Below are 19224 nucleotides of genomic sequence, written 5' to 3' on the forward strand. Positions count from 1 at the left end.
TCTGACGGGATGCTCAGTCCCGGTCTGATACAGCGCCAGTCGCAGTCGCTCGTCATGACGCCACAGTTGCGTCAGGCGATTGCGATGCTGCAACTCGGCCATCAGGAACTGACGCAATCCCTCCAGCAGATTGCAGAACTCAACCCCCTGCTCGTTCTTGAGCCAACCGACACGGTCGCGCTGCCGGAACCCGGTGAAGCGCCCGATTACCATGACGACGACCCGGATCGTTTCACGTCAGGGGCGGAACAACCTGAAACCGCCGCCCCCGGCCCTTCCCTCCATGACGATCTAAGCAGCCAGATCCACCTGACCTTTCCTGAACACCGGGATCGTGCTGCGGCACTGTATCTTCTGGCCAGCCTCGACGATGCAGGGCGCCTTCCCGAGCCTGTTTCCGACATCGCACACGTTCTCGGCATGGAAACAGCCGCTCTTGAGTCTATCCGACGCATTCTGATGCGACTGGACCCTGCCGGCCTGTTCTGCCGCTCACTGGAAGAGTGTCTGGCTGTGCAATTGGAACGCTGTGGTCGGCTCGACCCCGCCATGAAAATCCTGCTAGCCAATCTGGACCTGCTAGCCCGGCGTGACTGGCGGCTTCTCCGACAGAAATGTCAGCTTGAGCAGGATGACCTTCTCGATATGCTGGCAGAAATTCAGACCCTCAATCCCCGTCCAGGTTTCGACCCGCGTCATCCCGTCACCCCGATCCAGCCCGATCTGACCGTCCGCAGGAACGGAGACGGTTTTCGCCTGACATTCAACCAACGCGCCCTGCCTCGTTGCCATGTGGACACGGATATTCAACGGCACATCGACAGCAACTCAGAGGCAGGACGGCAACTCCAGACCTATGCCAGTGAAGCAAGCGCCGTCATCCGGGCGCTGGAGATGCGTCGCCAGACCATTCTGAAAGTCGGAGCAGAAATCATCCGCCAGCAGGCCGCTTTCTTTGAAGACGGAATCTCTGCCCTCCGCCCTCTCACCATGCGTGAGCTCGCGACAACAACAGACGTGCACGAAAGCACGATCAGCCGTGTTGTAAACGGCAAGTACATGGATACGCCACGCGGCATCGTGCCACTTCGCATGTTCTTCTCAACAGCCCTTCAGGCCAGTGACGGCTCCGTTCAAAGCGCCAGCGCCATTCAGCACCGTTTGCGCGCTCTTATCGCTGCAGAAGGAGACGACATTTTATCAGACGATGCCCTGACAGCCCTGCTTCAAAAAGAGGGCTTTGCCATTCAGCGCCGCACCGTTGCGAAATACCGCGAAGGTCTGGGCATCGCAAAATCGAGCCAGAGACGTCGGTTGAAGAAAACGTCCTGATGGCTTCTTGCTTTATTGGCCGTTAGGGTCTGCTCCATGCTGCATCTCGCCATAAAAGCCCTGATCTCTGGAATGCTGATCGCCACCGCGTCCACGCTAGCCCGACGTTATCCAGGCTTTGGCGCACTTATCGCCTCTCTGCCACTCGTTTCGGTACTGGGGATGATCTGGCTGTGGAACGACAAACCCGACCCCGCGAACATGGCCGCCCATGCCGAGGCGACATTCTGGTATGTGATGCCATCATTACCCATGTTTTTGTTGATCCCGCTCCTGCTACGGCATGGATATGATTTCTGGATCTCCCTCACCCTCGGCTGCTGCCTGACGATTGCCTTGTATGCTGCAATGACGTGGATCGGACCACGCTTCGGACTGCATCTCTGACAACAGAAAAGTGCCGGCAGCTTAGCCCAGATGCCGCACGCTACGCTGTTTGCCGTAATCGCTGGGGCTTAATCCTGTGTTCTTTTTGAAAGCCTCAGCAAAGGCGCCAAGACTTTCATAGCCGACACTGAAAGCAACAGAGGTTACAGTCTCACCACGCACCAACCTCTCCTGAGCATTCAGGATACGAAGACGTTGCTTCCAGATTGAAAAAGGCATCTGCGTTTCGGCCGTGAAATGTCGCACAAATGAGCGGACAGACAGTCCCGCCAGAGCAGCCCAGTCTTTCTGGGCACGGCGATCAGCCGGATTTGCACAGAGTACCTCTGTCACCCGACCAAGCCGGGAGGACTGAGGAAAAGGCAGGGACGCGTTTCTTCGCGGCACAGACAGAAATTCGTCCCAGAAACTCTCCGCCAGACGCGCCACAGGCGGGGACCATTGAGACCCTTCAGCAGTTTGCGACAACCGCTCTGCCTGAGCCCCAAGAAGGCGGGAACATTCTGCAAGAAATGGCTCTTGCGGCAGATCAGCACACGCCCCAGGACAAACATAGAGACTCCACCCCGCTACTGCTCCATGAGAGCGAGCCTCATGGCAAAACCTGGGAGGCAACCAGAGAACCGATCCCGGACCAACCAGCCAGTAAGCCGCCGCGCCCCTGATGCCCACTACACCGCTTTCAATACCCAGGAGCTGTCCTTCGACATGCAAGTGACCCTCCGTTTCCCGTCGCGTATCCTGTTGCAGGTTTTTTCCAAAGAGCCACGGCGATGTGTCACTCATCCGGACAGACCCCAAGATTATTATTTGGCGCATATGAGTCGAAGTATGGCCTGAGACCGGAAGAACGCCAAAGACAACCCCGATATCGTGTCCTTACAAGTTTACGGAGGACATCCCCATGTCAGACTTCAATCCAGAACAGATCATCCGGAAAATTTTTGCAGCTTTCACCGACTTCTCGTCAGACCCGGCAGCACTGTCAGCTTTTATGACACCGGACTACCGCCAGTTTGTCGATGGTCGCGAGATGACACTCGACGAGTTTCAAAACCACGCTATGTCTTTAAGACGCCTTCTGAAAATGCTCGAAATCGACATCCAGCAAATTGTCTGCCAAGGCAATCAAGCCGCGACGGTGCATATTGCTCGAGCCACCCGCCTCTCAGGCAAGCAGAGCCAGATCAAAGTCATCGCTTTTTACCAGTTCAACAACGGCCGACTATGCCTTGTCGATGAACTGACGCATGTTCTGAACGGCCACGACGGCGATAAATCGCTCGGATCTGTGCGCTAATACTTTCCCAGTCGAATATTATTTTTAAAGTTTTTAAAAAACACGCTACAAAAAATTTTTATCATTCAATGGGTTATTTCCTATGTAAAAATAACCGCGGTCAAGGGGACGCCTCTCCATGCGGATGCAGAGGAGCAGCGTCCTGCCTCGCTCCGAACTTCTCGACCAGCCACCAGTAACCGTCCCTGAGATCAGAAATCCGATGACGCGTCAGGGCTTCCCGACAGGCAGGAAGCGCCGCTAGACCCGCAGTACCACCTTCAAACAGATCATGCTCTGCTTCGCAGGTCTCGTCACGATAGTAAAACCAAGCCTGCTGCGCTTTCTGGAGTTGGGTTTTCCGACTGCTTTTCAGCACCGTCAGGATTTGATCATAAACAACGTCCAGTTCCTTATCCGCCCGTTGTGCAGCCACCGTCAGGCAGTTGGTCTGATCCACCCCACTTCCGGCCTGTTTGCACGGAGCATTGGCGGCATTGTAGTGCTGGGCCAGCACAGGGGACGCAAGGGAAAAAGCCGCGATCAGAAGGCACATCTTCCAACCTGCCATCCTTATCCCCCTCGCCCGGAACGCCTTAATGCAGACCCGGCGCTTCCTGACCCGTCCGCGCCACATACTCCGAATACCCGCCGCCATACTGATGAATCCCCTCAGGCGTCAGTTCCAGCACGCGATTAGACAGAGCCGCCAAAAAGTGACGATCATGGGAAACGAACAACATCGTGCCATCATAATCCGCAAGGGCCGTAATCAGCATTTCCTTGGTGGCCATGTCCAGATGGTTGGTCGGTTCGTCGAGCACAAGGAAATTCGGCGGATCGAACAGCATCAGCGCCATCACCAGACGCGCCTTTTCGCCACCAGACAGAACCCGACAGCTCTTTTCCACTTCATCGCCCGAAAAACCAAAACCACCCGCCAGCGAGCGCAACGCTCCCTGATTGGCCTGTGGGAAGGCATATTCCAGCGTCTCAAAGATAGTCTTGTCGCCATCCAGAAGATCCATGGCATGCTGGGCGAAGTAACCAACCTTGACGTTGCTTCCGATCGTGACCGTTCCAGCATCCGGCTCAGTCGTCCCCGTCACCAGCTTCAACAACGTGGACTTGCCCGCACCGTTGACTCCCATGATGCAGCAGCGTTCCCGACGGCGGATCATCAGATCCAGCCCGTCATAAATCGTGCGGCTGCCATAGCGCTTGTCCACACTCTGAATATTGACCACCACATCTCCAGACCGTGGCGCAGGCGCGAATTCAAAACTCATGGCCTGACGACGCTTCGGCGGCTCGACACGGTCGATCTTGTCGAGCTTCTTCACCCGGCTCTGAACCTGTGCGGCATGAGACGCACGGGCCTTGAACCGTTCGATGAAGTTGATTTCCTTCGCCAGCATGGCCTGCTGACGTTCGAACTGAGCCTGCTGGTGCTTCTCGTTCAGGGCGCGCTGTTCTTCATAGAACTCATAGTCGCCGGAATAAGTTGTCAGGTTCCCGCCATCAATCTCGATCACCTTGTTGATGATGCGATTCATGAAGGCACGGTCATGGGACGTCATGAGCAGAGCACCGTCATAACCGGACAGGAACTGCTCGAGCCAAATCAGGCTTTCCAGATCAAGATGGTTGCTCGGCTCATCAAGCAGCATCACATCAGGCTTCATTAGAAGAATGCGGGCCAGAGCTACACGCATTTTCCAACCACCAGACAGGCGCCCAACATCGCCATCCATCATTTCCTGGCTAAAGCCAAGACCATGCAGAACCTCACGGGCCTTCCCGTCCAGCGCGTACCCGCCAAGATCCTCAAACCGGCTCTGCACTTCACCAAAGCGCTCGATGATGCTGTCCAGCTCATCCATGCGTTCCGGGTCCGCCATGGCCGCTTCCAGTTCAGCCAGCTCTGACGCAACTTCCGAAACGGCCCCCGCACCGTTCATGACTTCAGCCACGGCGCTATGGCCGGACATTTCACCCACATCCTGGCTGAAGAACCCAATGGTCACACCACGATCCGTCAGGACATTGCCTTCATCAGGCTCTTCCTGTTTCGTGATAAGACGAAACAGCGTGGACTTTCCCGCGCCGTTCGGCCCTACCAACCCCACCTTTTCGCCTTTCAGCAAAGCGGCCGAGGCCTCGATGAAGATGACGCGCTGGCCGTTATGCTTGCTGATGTTATCGAGACGAATCATGGGTCCTCGGAGGCACTGGGAGCTGGGAATAAATGGCTGTCGGGACTTACCCTTATCCCCGCATGGGCGGAACCCCTAGAAAAGCCCCTTCATCCCGATACACCTTACATTTATGGCGTCATAAGCCTCGGTGTCGGGTCATGCCTGCGTTATCCCAGATGGCACAGTCCGCTCTCCCTGACCCAGGACCTCCATGCAATGTGATCCCCTCAAAAAGCCAAGACATTGAACCAATCAGGGAATAGCGCTTTTAAAACATTATATGTGTGATATGTGCACTTAATATAACAACAAACCCATACCCTTCATGCTGACACCAGCGTGAAGGGGGCGATTTTTATCTTTAGCGCTCAATCCAGTTCCGTGAGGCAATCTGTGGCCAAATCTGACCCTATCGTCCAGCTTCCGGACGGCTTTTACCTGAACCGCACACCATTGCTGGCCTTTGGGCTGCTCTGTTGTCTGTTCTCTCTTTGGGGCTGTGCAATGAGCCTCAATGACGTGCTAATCGGGCAGTTCCGTAAAGCCTTCATGCTGTCGGATTTCCAGTCCGCCCTCGTGCAGTTTTCATTCTACATCAGCTATTTCGTGCTCGGCATTCCTGCGGGCATGATCATCAAGCGTTTCAGCTACAAATGGTCCATCCAGTTGGGGCTGTTCCTATACCTGATCGGCTGCTGCCTGTTCTTCCCCGCCGCTCACTTCGCGACATACCAGATCTTTTTCGTCGCTCTTTTTGTCGTCGCAGCCGGATTGGTCTTCATTGAGACTGCTGCCGATACCTATTGCACCCTGCTCGGCCCTCCGGGACGCGGAACGCATCGCCTGAACTTTGCCAGCGCGTTTCAGCCAATTGGCGCCATTCTCGGGTCCAGCATGGGCGCCTATCTGATTTTCAAGGATGGCGATCTGTCTCGTGAGCAGCTTTCCGCCATGCCAGCCGCTCAGGCCTGGCAGCATCAGCTTGGCATGATCCACGCCACTCTTGAGCCGTACATCTATATCCTTGGGGTGCTGCTGGTCGTCATGATCGCCATTGGCGTCACACGTTATCCGGCCTGCAAAGGACGTGATCAGCAGCGTAGCCACGAACTGGATACGACCGGGGCTCTCAAACGTCTGTTCGCTAACAAGCGCTTCGTCCTCGGTATCCTGACACAGTTTTTATATGTCGGCGCTCAGGTTGGGGTCTGGAGTTTCATCATCCGCCTCTCCATGCGTCTGGGGCACATTAACGAACGACAGGCCTCAGTGTACCTGATCGCCTCATTCTGTGCGTTCTTTATTGGCAAGCTGGTAGCCAACTTCTTCATGCGGCACGCCCGCCCGGCGCGGGTTCTGTTTGTCTACAGCCTGCTCTGCATCGTTGCGCTGGGCTATGCGGTGATGGTGCATGACTTCACGGCTGTGTACGCGGCCATCCTCGTCAGTGGACTGCTCGGCCCATGCTGGCCAACCATCTATGGCCTGACGGTCGATGAACTTGGTCATGACCGCGCATATGGCGGCTCCATTCTGGTGATGAGCATCAGCGGCGGCGGCATTCTTCCGCTTCTGCAAGGCTACATCTCAGACGCTACCGGCGGAAACATGCAGCTTGCATACATTGTTCCGATGGGATGCTTCGTCGTGATTGCAATGTTCGCGGCGTACTGCATGAAAAGCGGCGACGAAACGGCAGAACACGTCGTGTTCGACGCCACGCTCTGATCTACAAAAAAGGGCAAGCATCTGCTCGCCCTTCATAATCTGCGAGCCTGAAAAATTCAGTCCTTAATCAATGCGCCGTCATGACAGTCCTTGGGCGCATTGACTGGATTGCATCGAGCAACTGCCTGATTGACAAACTGCACCTTGTAATCATGCCACTCCGCAGGCTCGATAGCCGGATAATCGGTGCTGATGATCTGGGCACCGCTCTTGAAAGAGACCTCACGGCGGCTCAGATCATTCTGGCGTGCCTCAATCGTGTTGGCATCTGCTCGTGTTCGCACGAGATAACCCTGTCGCACCAGTTCCGGGATTTTCCGGGCAGCCTCAGCGTTATCAAAAGACGCGCCTTTCTGGCCAGCAAACCCTTCATTGACCTCCGTATAAGCCGCATCCGGATCACCCGGTCGGCCATTCGTGAACAAAACGCGCCCTTTCAGACCCGAGTGGTTCAACACATAACGGGCCGTATCCTGAGGACGATCCAGCACAAAGATGATCTTGCCGCGCGCAGACGCCAGTGTCGGCCAGCCTTTCGTTCGGATCGCCTCATTGACCGAAGAGGCCGTCCCCCGAACATCATCAGGAATCAGAAGATGATCACGACCAATAATATCCGTGATTTCCTTGTCCAGACGATCATAGGTTACAGGCGTAAATGTCTCAGGAACCGTAAAAGTCAGCTTGTCACTTTTAAACGGAATGTCCTGTTTTGTTTCAATATCAATAAAGATCGGGAAATGCTCAGGATGGTCATCTGACCACTTCCGAATGATCTGAAGACATTTGCTGAAGGGCTCGCAGTTCGAGTGCTGGTCAATGTCCACAATATGCATGACCTTGAAATCGGTACCTTGCATGGCGGCAGCAGACGCCGGATCAGTATCGGGAGTAATGCCGCTTTTACGTTCCCACTCTGGTCCCTTCGGATGACTGTACTGGCCGCCCTGAGTATCGGCATAAATATCGATTTCGAGTTGACGAACACCGCCATCAAGCTGTCGATCTAATGTTGTGTGCTTGTAATCCAGCGCTTCTGCGGCTTTCGGGGACACAGCCTGGAGCCATTTCAACGTAGCAGGCGAAATATCCGTCCGATAACTGTTGTGGGTTCCAATAATCTGAACCTGATTCAGGTGTAAATCATTCGGAAACCCCTCGGCAAAAGCAGTAGATGAAAGGCCAAGAAAAGAAAAAAACAGTCCGTACGCAAAGCGGTTCATGTGACGTCATCCATTTGTCAGAAGCGGCGCGATGACAGAGCACTCCAAGACGTATGACAACTGTAATATTTTGAACGTTTTATGATGATGACTTATTTGTTTCATTCCACAGTCATAAAAACATCCTTTGAAATGATCTGGAAGCGTCCGTAGTTCCACCCGTGCCTCCTTCCGGGAGGCGGCCCCAGGCCAAACGTGCCGTGTGATGGAATAACGATGCCTTCCTACAAAAGACGTTCTTTTTATCTGCTTTGTGCCTCCGCACTCGTTCCAACATTGGTCTGCAGCACCGGTCCGGCTCAAGCTCGCGTCCATCACGCCGGGAAAAATCAGATCAAACAGACGCCTGTTGCCCCTGCTCCAAAAGCTGCACCGAAAGTACCCCATGATCTGGAAGGCCATTCAGCCGAGAGCATGAGCATCCATGCCAGCCGCCGGGTATTGGGCGGTGGAATGATGGTACATCATATGGAAGCCAAAACCATCAGCGCCGTCACTCAGGAGTATATTTCCAAACAGGCCCCGACCGTTACGCCCGGTGTTCTGGCATCCAGCCTACCCGGCGTGCAGGCCACTAACGAAGGACCGTTGAGCACAACGGCAGAGACCATTCATATCCGCGGTCTGGATCAGACGCAGATCGGCATGGTGTATGAAGGCATTCCTCTCGCCGATCCATTCACCTATGGCGCTTATACGTCCGCCATGGTCGATAACGAGAACCTGGGATCTGTTTCGGTTAGCCAAGGATCATCAGATCTCACAGCGCCAGTTTATAACGCCGATGGCGCTCAGATGACACTGTCCCTGCGCCATCCCGCAGACAAAATGACAGCCTATGCGGAAGCCTCCGGCGGCACGCACAGCACAAACAAAGAGTTCGTCCGGTTCGACACGGGTGAAATCGGGCATAGTGGCGTTCGGGCTTTTGCATCCGGCTCTTATTCCAGCGCCAATCTCTGGCGCGGTCCGGGCCAGATGGATCGCTGGCATGTGGACGCCGCCATCGAAAAGCGCTGGGCTCCCAAAAGCAGTTCCGAACTGATTTTTGGATATAACAAAGCCAACCAGACCGAATGGCTCTACCCGACGCTGGCACAGTGGAAAACATACGGCACTGGCTACAACACGCACGCAACATATACGAAGGGCGACACGCTCTATTACAAGCTCAACACCAAGGCAACGAATGCCGTGGTAGGGGCGCTGAAAAACCATTTCGATTTCGGACATGGCCTGACGCTTGATGCAGAACCCTATGCCATCGAGACATTTGGTCCCAATAATTACGGCGTCAATATTCCGGCATCCAACGGCTATGTTGGCACCCAGCAGTATTCATCCCTGAACGGGTATGAAGGCCAGACAGGGAATGTTACGGCCATCAGTATTCACCCATGGGTCCAGACGTCCAGCGGCATCAATCTTGTGGGGGCATGGCATCGCGGCTTCAACACGCTGAAGCTCTCCTACTGGTATTCCTATGCGGTTCATACCGAATATCAGAACCATTATCCGGTCAACGCATCCGGTCAGTACACGGAAAATAACGGCTACCTGACGGCCTTCAACAACGTGTCTGTCAGTCAGTACAACATCAATGGCTTCCAGCAACTGAACGCCATCGGCCTGGAAGACCAGGTCAAACTCTTCCATGACCGCCTGACCATCGACGCAGGCCTGCGTGCCAACATGATCTCCCGCAGCTTCAGTCAGGATCTGCCAGGAGCCAATTTCAAGTCCGTGGAGAACATGTTTGTTCCCATCCCTCAGGTCCTGATCAGCTACCAGTTTGATCCGAAAAACCAGATTTACGTGAACGGCACGACCGGCTACCGCGCACCGTCTTCCTTCCAGGCACAGGTTCCGGTTTACAGCTTCACAAGCGCGAATGCTGTTTCACTTCCGCTGGCTAATTTTCAGCCGGAATACATGATCGGCGAGGAAATCGGGTACCGCCATTCGGGCGATATCATGCTGAACGTGGCGCTGTTCAATTACAACCTGACGCATCACCAGATCACCAGCGTCTCGTATCTCCCCAACTCCACCATCATGATCAGCCAGCCGATCGACGCGGGTGGCGAAAGTGCACAAGGCGTGCAGGCTGAAATTTCAACGCGTCCCTGGCACCATATCAGCGCCTATGCGTCCGGGCAGTTCATGCATACGCGTGTCGGCAACAACATCGCCTATCAGGGCGACTATCTCCGCACGAAGGGCAGGCAGGAAGTCGCATCCCCAAAATTCACCGGCGCTCTGGGCCTAACCTACGACGACGGTACTAATTTCGCGAACTTCAACCTGCGCTATACGGACTCCCAGTACGCAACGCTGATGAACGACCAATCCATTCCATCCTACATCACGTCCGATATTTCGCTGGGTCGCTACCTTCCGAAAATTGGTCGGGTCCGCCCGAAAGCCATGCTGAGCCTCATGAATGTCGGGGACAGTCACTATCTGGCACAGGTCAACGGCTTCTCTGGCAACGCCACAACAACACGCGGCGTCTATGGCAAAACACTCTCCGCGTCCCAGCCAACCTATAGCGTCGGCACAGGCTTCGCTGCAGTTGTCTCCGTCTCCGGGACGTTTGAATAACGCTTAGGTTGGGATCTGAATGGTCCCGGAGAAACAAAAAAAAGCGGTACAGCCCTCGTCGGCCGTACCGCTTTTTTATTGAGAGGCGCTGCTTTCTGTTCAGCGCAGGGCAGCAATCGCCGTAATTTCCACCCGCCATTCCGGATCAGCCAGCTTGGCTTCGACGGTAGCACGGGCAGGCTTGTGCCCCTTATCCAGCCACACATCCCAGGCCTTGTTCATGTTCCCGATCTCGTTGATGTCGGTCAGGAAGATCTGAACAGACAGGATACGCGTCTTGTCCGTACCCAGATCCGCCAGAAGCGCGTCGATCTGGCGCAGAATGTCAGCTGTCTGGCCTTCCGTATCCAGCGTAGCGTCATCCGCGACCTGCCCGGCCAGATAGGCCAGACCGTTATGGGTCACGACACCGGCCAGACGGTTTTCTTCAAGATGACGGGTAATGTCGGGATTGGTGCTCACGCCTGAACCTTACTGAAGAAGAGTAGGAATCATTTCATGTTCGAGGATCGCATCCATGGCGCTCTCCTCGTCATCTGCCACGGCCATGGGTGTGCCATCGGCAGCATGGATTGCCACCATCAGCTCACCGTCATGCATGACGGATCTCACATAGGCGAGCTGGGACATGCCCAGCGTGCGAAGCTGTGGTCCCGTGATCCGCCTCAGATCTGCCGGAAGCGCCTCTTCGTGCCCATCACTGTTTTCGAACGGATTGTTCAATTCCTGATCCTTACTGAAACCTGCGGGCTTCTCTGGCGCCAGTCAGGTTGAAACATACAAGCTGTCAAAAAACGGTTTATTCGTCGTCAAGATCGCGCACCGGTCGTGCCCGGCGTGGCTTGACCACCGGCGGGACGACTTCGTGCTGCACGGTCTGAGGCGTGCCTGCCGTCCGACGACCCTGCGTGATGGCTATCCGCTTTACGCGAACTTCCGGCTCGGGGCGCAGAAGATCGATATGCAGCAGGCCATTATCAAGCCACGCTCCACCAATCTCAATTCCTTCGGCCAGTACAAACGCCTTGTGGAACTGCCGTGCAGCAATCCCACGATGAAGGAACACACGGCCCTGACTGTCATCTGTCTGGCGACCACGGATCACAAGCTGGTTGTCTTCCTGCGTGATCTGAAGATCATCCATCACGAACCCCGCCACAGCCAGCGTGATCCGTAGGGCTGTCTGGCTCAGCTGTTCGATGTTGTAGGGCGGATAACCGTCGGACGTAGATTTGGACGCGCGCTCAAGCATCTGCTCAAGATGATCAAAACCAAGGAACATGGGTGACGTAAACAGACGACCGGACATAGGGCTTGAGCCTCCTCCATGAGCGAGACAATGGGCATCAGACCCTCCATGAGGCACCTGACATCAGCACAGGATATGGTGGAGCACCCCAAAGATGCAAGTTCTGCCTTGGGAAATGCCCCTCAGGACTGGCACAAAAGCCTCACCCTCGCTACATCGCAGAGCATGAGCGAATTCGATTTCCTGTCCGGCATCGATGCGGTGCCCCCGACCCCGATCCTGATTGCCCCGGCCCCCGTGCTGCGTCAGGTCGCCCGTGAAGTGCGCGCGGAAGACATGGCGTTCCTGCGTGAGCAGCTTCCAGGCATGTTTTCCGCCATGTATAAGGCCCCCGGCATCGGCCTCGCCGCGCCGCAGGTCGGCCTTGGCATGCGCTTTGCCCTCGTGGATGTCGCCGAAGAAGATGCGCCCCGCGAGCCGATGGTTCTGATCAATCCGGAAATCATCACGGATTCCGAACAGATGGCCGTCCGGGAAGAAGGCTGCCTCTCCCTGCCGAACCAGTATGCCGAAGTGATCCGCCCCGAATCGATCCGCGTCCGTTATCGTGATCTTGCTGGCGAGATCATCGAGCGGGATGCGGATGGTCTTCTGGCAACTTGCATCCAGCATGAAATGGATCATCTGGATGGCGTCCTGTTCGTGGATCATCTGTCCACGCTCAAGCGCAACATGATCATGCGCCGCCTCGCCAAAGAGCAGAAGCTGGGAAGGCGTTAATCACCGATGCGTCTGATCTTCATGGGTACGCCGGATTTCGCGGTCCCGGCCCTGCATGCCCTCATGGCCGCAGGACACGAGATCGTTGCGGTCTATACACAGCCTCCCCGCCCGGCAGGGCGCGGCAAAGCCGTGCGCCGCTCGCCTGTCCATGAAGCGGCGGAAGCTGCCGGAATAGACGTCCGCACGCCCGCCAGGGTCCGTAAGGACGTGGCAGAGCACGAAGCTTTTGCGGCACTCAATGCCGATGCTGCGGTCGTCGCGGCTTATGGGCTGATCCTGCCCAAGGCCATGCTCGATGCGCCCCGTCTCGGCTGCCTGAACATCCATGCCAGCCTCCTTCCCCGCTGGCGCGGTGCCTCGCCAATCCAGTCTTCCATCGTTGCAGGGGACAGCCAGAGCGGCGTCTCGATCATGCAGATGGATGAAGGTCTCGACACCGGCGCCGTGCTCCTCGAAGAAGCCACTCCCATCAGTGCGTCCGACACAGCCAGCACGCTACATGACCGTCTGGCGGAAATCGGTGGGCGACTGATCGTTCGCGCCTTGCAGGAACAGCCCGTTGCCGTGCCGCAGCCTGAAGAGGGCGTGACCTACGCGCATATGCTCAAGCGGGAAGATGGGCGGATCGACTGGTCGCGCAGTTGCGAAGAGATTGACCGTCAGATCCGTGGCCTGACCCCATGGCCCGGCGCATTCACGACGCTGGATAATGTGGTGCTCAAAATTGGTGCCGCAACACCCGTGCCTGAACAGTCCGGCTCCGACGCGGGGACGGCCATTGATGACGCTCTGACGATTGCCTGCGGCACCGGCACGCTCCGCATCGAGCGCATTCAGAAACCCGGACGCAGCATGATGAACGCTAGCGATTTCGTACGAGGACAAGCCGTCCCGAAGGGGACCCGTCTTGGCTGAAGACGACATCGCACGCTGGGCCCTGAAGATTGAATATGACGGCACAAATTACGTCGGCTGGCAGCGCCAGAAAGACGGCCTCTCTATCCAGACCCTGATTGAGGCAGCAGCCTCAAAACTGGTCGGCGGCCGTGCCGTCTCCAGTATTACAGCGGGGCGCACGGATGCAGGCGTCCACGCCTCCGGCATGGTGATCCATCTTGATTTCCCGGCGGATGCCCCGATCAATGGCCGTCAGATCCGCGATGGCATGGGGTATTACCTTAAGCCCCACCCTGTCGTTGTGCTTCAGGCCGCGCCCGTCAGTCTGGACTGGAGCGCCCGCTTCTCCGCGACGTGGCGGAGCTACCGCTTTACCATCCTCAACCGTCAGGCTCGTCCGGCCTTGCAGGAAAACCACGTCTGGCACGTCAAACGGTCTCTGGACGTAGATCTCATGCAGGAGGGCGCGAACTTCCTGCTCGGAACGCACGATTTCACATCCTTCCGGGCCATCGCCTGTCAGGCCAAAAGCGCAGTCCGTACTCTGGATGTCTTAAAAATCCACCGTGAGGGTGACCTCGTCCTTGTCGATACACAAGCCCGATCCTTCCTGCACCATCAGGTCCGGAACATGGTGGGTTCGCTTGTCATGGTGGGATCGCGTCAGTGGCCCACAGAAAAAATGCGGGACATTCTACAAGCGAAAAACCGCTGTGCCGCAGGACCGACATCCCCGCCAGACGGCTTATGCCTGACAGGCGTCGGCTACCCTGAAGATCCGTTCGCCTAAGACGTCAAACGCCCCCGAACAGATCAACCAGAGCATTGTAATGCGGTGGCAGTAGCCATAGCAGGCCGAACAGAACAACAGCGCTCAGTGTCTGCAAGACCGTCATGATGACAGCCTGCAAAGCCGTCATCATCAGACCAACGCGCGTAACATACCAGGTCAACCAAAGACTGTAGAGCTGCACGCCCGCTGCCACCCCGGCAATAGCAGCAGGGGATGACGCATTGCCCGGCATCACCATTCGCATGACACCTTCGGCCATGATCATCATCAGCAGAGGCAGCCAAGCACACCACAGCGAGGCCGTTGCATAGCGGGACCAGAGCCCCTTACGCCCGGCATAGGCCGCATAACGCTCGGATACCACAAGCTGAAGCAGCGTGCAGACCAACTGCACCAGCGCCTGTGTCAGCCGCAGCCCGCGTTGTTCTGCGGGCATAAAAAACGCCCCAAAAATTCCGATCAGCGCAATCGCTACAGTCGGCGCCAGCGCCGCCATAAGCGGCTGCATACCAGGCGCGAAACAGTTGATCCCGATCCCACGCCCTCGACCCAGAAGCCACACGCCAAGCGGAACATTCATCCCCCCTGCTGGAGGCATGCCAGTCGGGCGGTCTGGGGTCACAGGCCAAATCTTTCCATGAACGTCAGGTAAATACGGGTCAGGTCTTCAAGGGTCGAAACGTCAACATGCTCGTCCCGCTTGTGCATGGTCGCACCCACAAGACCGAACTCTGCAACAGCACAGTACTGAGAAATGAAACGGGCATCGGATGTTCCGCCACCCGTATCAAGCTTCGGGCGACGTCCCGTCACGTCCTGAACAGCCTGTTCCAGACAGTTCACAGCCGGTCCCGGCTGCGTCAGAAACGCCTCGCCGCTGATCGCGATCTTCACGTCGCTGTCCGGCGCATGACGGCTTACAACGTCCCGGATCCAGTCCGCCAGACCATCTCCCGTATGGCTGTCATTGAATCGAATGTTCAAGCGAGCCCGCGCATCAGCCGGAATAATATTCGTCGCCGGGTTCCCGACATCAACACTCGTAACCTGAAGCGACGATGGAGAAAACCACTCCGTCCCCTCATCGAGACAACGTCCGGTCAACTCCGTCAGAGCGGCAAGTACCCGATGAACAGGATTATCCGCCAGATGGGGGTAGGCCACATGTCCCTGCACCCCACGGACGGTAATTTCAGCATTCATACTTCCGCGACGGCCAATCTTGATGGTATCACCAAGAACGGAAGGATTGGTTGGCTCACCCAGCAGGCAGAAATCCGGCACTTCGCCCCGCGCCGCCAGCCATTCGATGACGGGCTTCGTGCCAAAATGCGCCGGACCTTCCTCATCCCCCGTAATAAGAAGAGAAATCGATCCCTTGAGCGGACGGCTTTCCAGAAAGCGTGCGATGGCTGCAACCGAGCAGGCCACGCCCCCCTTCATGTCCGCAATGCCACGCCCATAGAGGCGGCCATCATGGATTTCGGCAGAAAACGGATCATGCGCCCAACCCTCACCGGGGGGAACAACATCCGTATGTCCTGCGAAACAGAGAGACGGACTTCCCGTCCCGATCCGGGCATAAAAATTCGGGGTCGGCGCATCCTCTGGTCCAAAAGGAAGATGCATGACCTCAAACCCCATCCCTTCCAGAACCGATGCCAGAAGAGCCTGCGCTCCATCATCGGCAGGCGTAACGGACTGGCAACGGATCAGATCCTGCGCAAGAGCAACAGGATCACTTGGGAAAGATAGGGTCGGCATGAATCAGTCGCGCAGGAGTTCGTTGATAGATGTCTTGGAGCGCGTACGCTCGTCAACGCGCTTGACGATCACAGCACAGGCGAGAGACGGCTTACCCGGTTCCTTCGGCGGCAGCGTACCTGGAATGACAACGGAGTAGGCCGGAACGCGGCCCATGAAGATCTCACCCGTCGCACGATCCACAATCTTCGTGGACGCACCAATGAACACGCCCATGGAAAGAACAGAGCCCTTCTCCACGATCACGCCTTCAGCAACTTCCGAACGCGCACCGATGAAGCAGTCGTCTTCAATAATGACCGGAGCAGCCTGCAGCGGCTCCAGAACGCCACCAATGCCAGCGCCACCACTGATATGGCAGTTCTTGCCAATCTGCGCACAGGACCCGACGGTCGCCCAAGTGTCAATCATCGTGCCGCTGTCCACACGGGCGCCAACGTTCACGAAGCTTGGCATCAGAACAACGTTCGGGGCGATGAACGCCGAACGACGAACGATTGCCCCCGGAACGGCACGGAAACCGGCTTCCGCAAAACGGAACTGATCCCAGCCTTCGAACTTCAGAGGCACCTTGTCAAAAGCCGGCTGGCCACCGCAACCACCAACCATGACGCGGCTGTCATTCAGACGGAAAGACAGCAGAACAGCCTTCTTCAGCCATTCATGCACAACCCAGCCATCTTCGCTCGGCTCAGCCACACGCAGCGTACCGGCATCAAGACCTTTAAGCGCGGTTTCGATGACCTCGCGATCTTCTCCCTCTGTCTGTGCGTTCAGAGTGGTACGACGCTCCCAAAGAGCGTCAATGGCGGTGCGAAGCGTATCGTGAGGCATCAGAACCATCCGGAAAAGAAGCAGAAAACCGCCGGACCATGCGTTCCCCGGCTTTACCTGTCAACGGCTCTTTCCCCTTTCAGCCAGATCACCTCACCCATTAAGCTTCCGTTAACCTATTAAGCCTATGAAAAAACACCGGGACATCCTGCTCCAGAAACCGGCAAAGAACGTTTCTGATCCATTCAAAGCCGCTCCATGGAATGATTAACCCGTTGCGCCCTAAGCTGCAGGGCTGATTTTGCCTCATCACCAGCCTGGAGCCTCCATGGCACACCCTGATACCGGACTGCGTCTTCCCGATCCCCTCACGCGGCAGGAGTCTACATTCACGCCGCTGCATGTAATCCGGAAGGCCCTGACGGCAATGCGTCAGGCCATTCTACCAAGTCTGGGCATCGCTGCTGCCCTCACAGTCCTTCAGGAGGAGTTGCAGGCTGATACTCTTCTCTTCAGCTCCTTTATGCCACCAACAGACGACAGTATTCTTCATAAGTCAGCCCCATTCCCGCAGGGTTTGCAGGAGTGTTTGCAGGAAAATACTTTCGTCCCAAGCCTGGCTGCCGTCCGGTTTTCAGCGGATGCGAAGTATGCGGTTCTGATTTGCGAAGCCATTCGCAGCCAGTCTCCGCTCGGCTTGATCTGCTGGAAAAAGACACTCTGGTCTCAAGAAGACATTGAACTTCTCCAGACTGTCATGTCTCTCATCGCCGCCACACAGGAGCATGACGCTCTCCATCGGCGCGTCCTGGAAGAGTGCCATTACGACCTCGCTTCCAATCTTCTGAATTGGGACGGCCTGAAAGATGAAATGAAAAGGCGTACTCCCCGCCTGGATCGGGAATGTCTACCCGCGACACTGATGGTCGCATACGTTCCCGGCCTGACAGACATTACCCAAAATATCGGCTTTCAGGCTGGAGAAGAGGCACTGATCCAATGCATCGCGCTGCTACGCAAAGCCGTCCGTCCGACTGACGCCATCGCGCGTCTCAGCGGGAATACCTTCGCACTCTGGATGGACGGTGGGGATCGTTTTGCCATGGCCGAACGCGCAGAACGCATGACAGCACACGGGATTCCCTTACTGATAGACCCGCCGATGCATTTGCCTTTATATATTGGCCTGATCAGCCGGGAACCAAACGATCAAGACTCTTCGCCGGAACTCCTGCTTGAACGAGCCACCCAAGCCCTTCATGACGCGCTGGATGAGCAAAAAAAATGGCGCTTCTCTTACGAAGCGCCATAATCCGGTTCAGGCTTTGATGAGGGTTCCCGGCCCGGCCCGTGTAAAAAGTTCCAGCAGGCAGGTATGGGGCACACGACCATCCAGAATGACAGCCGCTTTGGCACCACTCTGAACAGCATCCAGACAAGTCTCAACCTTCGGGATCATGCCTCCCGAAATTGTACCATCCTTGATAAGGTTGCGCGCTTCTTCAGCACTCAGTTCCTCGATCAGCTTGCCATTGCGATCCAGAACACCCGGAACATCCGTCAGCATCAGCAGACGTGAAGCATGCACGGCACCAGCAATCGCACCCGCTGCTGTATCAGCATTGATGTTGTACGTCTCACCGTTCTCGCCCGCACCAACCGGAGCAATCACAGGGATCAGCCCGGACCCCAGAAGAGCGTAAAGGACGCGCGGATCAATCTTCTCAGGTTGACCAACAAACCCAAGATCAATGACGCTTTCGATCTGGCTGTCAGGATCACGACGCGTGCGGGTCAGCTTGCGCGCTTTAATCAGGCTTCCATCCTTGCCTGAAATCCCCACAGCCATAGCGCCAGCCTGGTTGATCAGTTCAGCCACCTGCTTGTTCACGCTGCCGGCCAGAACCATTTCAATGACGTCCACCATCGCAGCATCTGTCACGCGAAGGCCATCAATGAACTGGGAACGGATCTGCAAACGATCCAGCATGGAACTGATCTGCGGGCCACCGCCATGCACAACAATCGGGTTAATCCCGACCAGCTTGAGCAGGGCGATATCGTAGCCAAACGCGCTGGCCAGCTTTCCCTCACCCATCGCATGGCCACCATACTTCACGACAATGGTGTCACCGGCATAACGCCGCAGATAGGGAAGAGCACTGGCAAGGATAGCCGCCTGCTGCTGGGCGTCATCCATGTTCACGGCTGGC

Annotated in this window: 20 protein-coding genes; 9 read left to right on the plus strand and 11 right to left on the minus strand. The window is 56.3% G+C overall.

The window, feature by feature from the left end; translation table 11 throughout:
- Positions 1 to 9: 9 nt before the first annotated feature.
- Entirely contained in the window at positions 10 to 1332 is a 1323-nt protein-coding gene (gene rpoN / locus GJA01_RS00095; protein WP_082785255.1) for an RNA polymerase factor sigma-54, read from the plus strand.
- Positions 1333 to 1368: 36 nt separating this feature from the next.
- Positions 1369 to 1719, plus strand: a complete 351-nt coding sequence (locus GJA01_RS00100; protein WP_062503663.1) for a DUF3147 family protein — start codon at positions 1369 to 1371, stop codon at positions 1717 to 1719.
- A 21-nt stretch (positions 1720 to 1740) separates the two neighbouring features.
- Here the strand turns inward: GJA01_RS00100 and GJA01_RS00105 are convergent, their stop codons facing one another.
- Entirely contained in the window at positions 1741 to 2505 is a 765-nt protein-coding gene (locus GJA01_RS00105; RefSeq protein WP_061929236.1) for an AraC family transcriptional regulator, read from the minus strand.
- A 118-nt stretch (positions 2506 to 2623) separates the two neighbouring features.
- On the opposite strand from GJA01_RS00105, the gene GJA01_RS00110 reads away from it, so the two are divergent.
- Complete coding sequence (locus GJA01_RS00110; RefSeq protein WP_062503661.1) at positions 2624 to 3019, plus strand: nuclear transport factor 2 family protein; 396 nt, start codon at positions 2624 to 2626, stop codon at positions 3017 to 3019.
- 100 nt (positions 3020 to 3119) lie between these two features.
- On the opposite strand, the gene GJA01_RS00115 is transcribed toward GJA01_RS00110, so the two are convergent.
- Positions 3120 to 3569: a lysozyme inhibitor LprI family protein gene (locus GJA01_RS00115; protein WP_062503660.1), complete on the minus strand. Its 450-nt coding sequence runs from the start codon at positions 3567 to 3569 to the stop codon at positions 3120 to 3122.
- A gap of 25 nt (positions 3570 to 3594) precedes the next feature.
- Positions 3595 to 5214 carry an ABC-F family ATP-binding cassette domain-containing protein gene (locus tag GJA01_RS00120; RefSeq protein WP_062503658.1) on the minus strand — a complete coding sequence of 540 codons (1620 nt, stop codon included), beginning with the start codon at positions 5212 to 5214 and terminating at the stop codon, positions 3595 to 3597.
- Positions 5215 to 5589: 375 nt separating this feature from the next.
- Here GJA01_RS00120 and fucP point away from each other — a divergent pair, with 375 nt between their 5' ends.
- On the plus strand, positions 5590 to 6924 hold the full coding sequence (fucP, locus tag GJA01_RS00125; protein ID WP_010501308.1) for an L-fucose:H+ symporter permease: 1335 nt from the start codon (positions 5590 to 5592) through the stop codon (positions 6922 to 6924).
- A 56-nt stretch (positions 6925 to 6980) separates the two neighbouring features.
- On the opposite strand, the gene GJA01_RS00130 is transcribed toward fucP, so the two are convergent.
- Complete coding sequence (locus GJA01_RS00130) at positions 6981 to 8147, minus strand: phosphatidylinositol-specific phospholipase C1-like protein (protein WP_062503656.1); 1167 nt, start codon at positions 8145 to 8147, stop codon at positions 6981 to 6983.
- Positions 8148 to 8363: 216 nt separating this feature from the next.
- On the opposite strand from GJA01_RS00130, the gene GJA01_RS00135 reads away from it, so the two are divergent.
- Positions 8364 to 10751, plus strand: a complete 2388-nt coding sequence (locus GJA01_RS00135; protein ID WP_062503655.1) for a TonB-dependent receptor — start codon at positions 8364 to 8366, stop codon at positions 10749 to 10751.
- A gap of 99 nt (positions 10752 to 10850) precedes the next feature.
- Here the strand turns inward: GJA01_RS00135 and GJA01_RS00140 are convergent, their stop codons facing one another.
- The 3 genes from GJA01_RS00140 to GJA01_RS00150 form a co-directional block, all read right to left on the minus strand.
- A complete protein-coding gene (locus tag GJA01_RS00140; RefSeq protein ID WP_010501302.1) occupies positions 10851 to 11213 on the minus strand; it encodes a RidA family protein in 363 nt (120 codons plus the stop codon).
- Between the two features lie 9 nt (positions 11214 to 11222).
- A complete protein-coding gene (locus tag GJA01_RS00145) occupies positions 11223 to 11474 on the minus strand; it encodes a DUF1150 family protein (protein WP_010501299.1) in 252 nt (83 codons plus the stop codon).
- A gap of 76 nt (positions 11475 to 11550) precedes the next feature.
- Complete coding sequence (locus tag GJA01_RS00150) at positions 11551 to 12060, minus strand: Hsp20 family protein (protein WP_007282449.1); 510 nt, start codon at positions 12058 to 12060, stop codon at positions 11551 to 11553.
- 165 nt (positions 12061 to 12225) lie between these two features.
- On the opposite strand from GJA01_RS00150, the gene def reads away from it, so the two are divergent.
- Genes def through truA form a run of 3 tightly spaced genes read left to right on the plus strand, consistent with a single transcriptional unit; the run spans position 12226 to position 14470 of the window.
- Positions 12226 to 12780 carry a peptide deformylase gene (def, locus tag GJA01_RS00155; RefSeq protein WP_169925621.1) on the plus strand — a complete coding sequence of 185 codons (555 nt, stop codon included), beginning with the start codon at positions 12226 to 12228 and terminating at the stop codon, positions 12778 to 12780.
- 6 nt (positions 12781 to 12786) lie between these two features.
- Entirely contained in the window at positions 12787 to 13698 is a 912-nt protein-coding gene (fmt, locus tag GJA01_RS00160; RefSeq protein ID WP_062503650.1) for a methionyl-tRNA formyltransferase, read from the plus strand.
- Positions 13691 to 14470, plus strand: a complete 780-nt coding sequence (gene truA, locus GJA01_RS00165) for a tRNA pseudouridine(38-40) synthase TruA (protein WP_062503648.1) — start codon at positions 13691 to 13693, stop codon at positions 14468 to 14470. Before fmt ends, truA begins: the two co-directional genes overlap by 8 nt.
- A gap of 4 nt (positions 14471 to 14474) precedes the next feature.
- Here the strand turns inward: truA and GJA01_RS00170 are convergent, their stop codons facing one another.
- The 3 genes from GJA01_RS00170 to dapD are packed head-to-tail and all read right to left on the minus strand — an operon-like array spanning position 14475 to position 17071.
- Positions 14475 to 15095: a hypothetical protein gene (locus GJA01_RS00170; protein WP_062503646.1), complete on the minus strand. Its 621-nt coding sequence runs from the start codon at positions 15093 to 15095 to the stop codon at positions 14475 to 14477.
- Complete coding sequence (gene dapE, locus GJA01_RS00175) at positions 15092 to 16237, minus strand: succinyl-diaminopimelate desuccinylase (RefSeq protein ID WP_062503644.1); 1146 nt, start codon at positions 16235 to 16237, stop codon at positions 15092 to 15094. The genes GJA01_RS00170 and dapE overlap by 4 nt, the downstream gene beginning before the upstream one ends.
- Positions 16238 to 16240: 3 nt before the next feature.
- Positions 16241 to 17071: a 2,3,4,5-tetrahydropyridine-2,6-dicarboxylate N-succinyltransferase gene (gene dapD / locus GJA01_RS00180; protein WP_062503642.1), complete on the minus strand. Its 831-nt coding sequence runs from the start codon at positions 17069 to 17071 to the stop codon at positions 16241 to 16243.
- 268 nt (positions 17072 to 17339) lie between these two features.
- Between dapD and GJA01_RS00185 the strand changes: the two genes are divergently transcribed.
- Positions 17340 to 18323, plus strand: a complete 984-nt coding sequence (locus GJA01_RS00185; RefSeq protein ID WP_062503640.1) for a GGDEF domain-containing protein — start codon at positions 17340 to 17342, stop codon at positions 18321 to 18323.
- Positions 18324 to 18329: 6 nt separating this feature from the next.
- Here the strand turns inward: GJA01_RS00185 and argB are convergent, their stop codons facing one another.
- On the minus strand, positions 18330 to 19211 hold the full coding sequence (gene argB / locus GJA01_RS00190; RefSeq protein ID WP_194257535.1) for an acetylglutamate kinase: 882 nt from the start codon (positions 19209 to 19211) through the stop codon (positions 18330 to 18332).
- Between the last annotated feature and the right edge of the window lie 13 nt (positions 19212 to 19224).

Source organism: Gluconobacter japonicus, assembly GCF_002723975.1.
GTDB lineage: Bacteria > Pseudomonadota > Alphaproteobacteria > Acetobacterales > Acetobacteraceae > Gluconobacter > Gluconobacter japonicus.

What these genes read in the sequence shown, in the direction of transcription:
- rpoN (WP_082785255.1), top strand. Translation starts at nt 10, where the DNA reads ATGCTCAGTCCCGGTCTGATACAGCGCCAGTCGCAGTCGCTCGTCATG.
- GJA01_RS00100 (WP_062503663.1), top strand. Translation starts at nt 1,369, where the DNA reads ATGCTGCATCTCGCCATAAAAGCCCTGATCTCTGGAATGCTGATCGCC.
- GJA01_RS00105 (WP_061929236.1), bottom strand. Translation starts at nt 2,505, where the DNA reads ATGAGTGACACATCGCCGTGGCTCTTTGGAAAAAACCTGCAACAGGAT.
- GJA01_RS00110 (WP_062503661.1), top strand. Translation starts at nt 2,624, where the DNA reads ATGTCAGACTTCAATCCAGAACAGATCATCCGGAAAATTTTTGCAGCT.
- GJA01_RS00115 (WP_062503660.1), bottom strand. Translation starts at nt 3,569, where the DNA reads ATGGCAGGTTGGAAGATGTGCCTTCTGATCGCGGCTTTTTCCCTTGCG.
- GJA01_RS00120 (WP_062503658.1), bottom strand. Translation starts at nt 5,214, where the DNA reads ATGATTCGTCTCGATAACATCAGCAAGCATAACGGCCAGCGCGTCATC.
- GJA01_RS00130 (WP_062503656.1), bottom strand. Translation starts at nt 8,147, where the DNA reads ATGAACCGCTTTGCGTACGGACTGTTTTTTTCTTTTCTTGGCCTTTCA.
- GJA01_RS00135 (WP_062503655.1), top strand. Translation starts at nt 8,364, where the DNA reads ATGCCTTCCTACAAAAGACGTTCTTTTTATCTGCTTTGTGCCTCCGCA.
- GJA01_RS00150 (WP_007282449.1), bottom strand. Translation starts at nt 12,060, where the DNA reads ATGTCCGGTCGTCTGTTTACGTCACCCATGTTCCTTGGTTTTGATCAT.
- def (WP_169925621.1), top strand. Translation starts at nt 12,226, where the DNA reads ATGAGCGAATTCGATTTCCTGTCCGGCATCGATGCGGTGCCCCCGACC.
- fmt (WP_062503650.1), top strand. Translation starts at nt 12,787, where the DNA reads ATGCGTCTGATCTTCATGGGTACGCCGGATTTCGCGGTCCCGGCCCTG.
- dapE (WP_062503644.1), bottom strand. Translation starts at nt 16,237, where the DNA reads ATGCCGACCCTATCTTTCCCAAGTGATCCTGTTGCTCTTGCGCAGGAT.
- dapD (WP_062503642.1), bottom strand. Translation starts at nt 17,071, where the DNA reads ATGCCTCACGATACGCTTCGCACCGCCATTGACGCTCTTTGGGAGCGT.
- GJA01_RS00185 (WP_062503640.1), top strand. Translation starts at nt 17,340, where the DNA reads ATGGCACACCCTGATACCGGACTGCGTCTTCCCGATCCCCTCACGCGG.
- argB (WP_194257535.1), bottom strand. Translation starts at nt 19,211, where the DNA reads ATGGATGACGCCCAGCAGCAGGCGGCTATCCTTGCCAGTGCTCTTCCC.